The sequence below is a fragment of the Mesorhizobium sp. B1-1-5 genome (assembly GCF_006443065.1).
Classification (GTDB): Bacteria; Pseudomonadota; Alphaproteobacteria; order Rhizobiales; family Rhizobiaceae; genus Mesorhizobium.
Map to the genome: position 1 here is coordinate 1 of NZ_VFWS01000648.1, position 1,046 is coordinate 1,046.

At 65.9% G+C, this 1,046-nt stretch carries 2 protein-coding genes; both read left to right on the forward strand.

The genetic code is table 11. The annotated features are described in order from the left end of the window. On the forward strand, nucleotides 1-766 hold a 766-nt coding region (locus FJ980_RS34050; protein ID WP_140547714.1), incomplete at its 5' end, for a bifunctional allantoicase/(S)-ureidoglycine aminohydrolase. Next, nucleotides 763-1,046: ureidoglycolate lyase (locus FJ980_RS34055; RefSeq protein WP_181181430.1), on the forward strand; the 284-nt coding region annotated here is incomplete at its 3' end. The genes FJ980_RS34050 and FJ980_RS34055, both read left to right, overlap by 4 nt.

The following is a 1,046-nucleotide window of genomic DNA, read 5'->3' on the forward strand; positions in this document are numbered from 1 at the left end:
GGCCTATGCCGTCATCCCCAAGGGCGTGATGCAGGACATCGTCACCAGCGCCCTGCCATTCTGGGACAAGACCCGCGTCTGGATATTGTCGAGGCCGCTGTCGGGCTTTGCCGAGACGTTTTCGCAGTACATCGTCGAGATCGCGCCCGGCGGTGGCAGCGACCGGCCGGAACCCGATGCCGGCGCCGAGGGCGCCTTGTTCGTGGTCGAAGGCGAACTGACCGTCCTGCTTGCCGGCGAAAGACATGTCTTGCGGCCGGGCGGCTTCGCCTTCCTGCCGCCGTCGAGCGGCTGGACTGTTCGCAACGAAAGCAATGCGGCTGTCCGCTTTCACTGGATACGCAAGGCTTATGAGTCCGTCAGCGGCCTCGAGGTCCCGCAAGCCTTCTTCACCAACGAGCAGGACATCGGGCCGACGCCGATGCCCGGTACCGACGGCCGTTGGGCGACGACGCGCTTCGTCGATCCGGCCGACATGCGCCATGACATGCACATGACCATCGTCACCCTCGAACCGGGCGCGGTCATTCCCTTTGCCGAGACCCATGTCATGGAGCACGGGCTCTATGTCCTGGAAGGCAAGGCCGTCTACCGGCTCAACCAGGACTGGGTCGAAGTGGAGGCCGGCGACTATATGTGGCTGCGCGCCTTCTGTCCGCAGGCCTGCTATGCCGGCGGACCGGGAAAATTCCGCTATCTGCTCTACAAGGACGTCAACCGGCACGCCAAGCTCGGCAGTGCCGGGATCGCAGGGCGTGCGCCGTGACCCGCATCGTCGCGCGGCCGCTGCCCCGCGAGGGCTTTGCCCCGTTCGGCGATGTCATCGACATGGGCGGCGACAACCACTACCCGATCAATGGCGGCAAGGCCGAGCGCTACCATGATCTGGCGACCGCCGAGGCCGTGGGGCCGAATGCGCGCGTGCTGATCTCGATGGTGCGCGGCACGCCTTACGAATTGCCGCTGGCGCTGAGCATGGTCGAGCGTCACCCGCTCGGCAGCCAGGCCTTTATCCCGCTGTCGCCACGACCGTTCCTGGTCGTCGT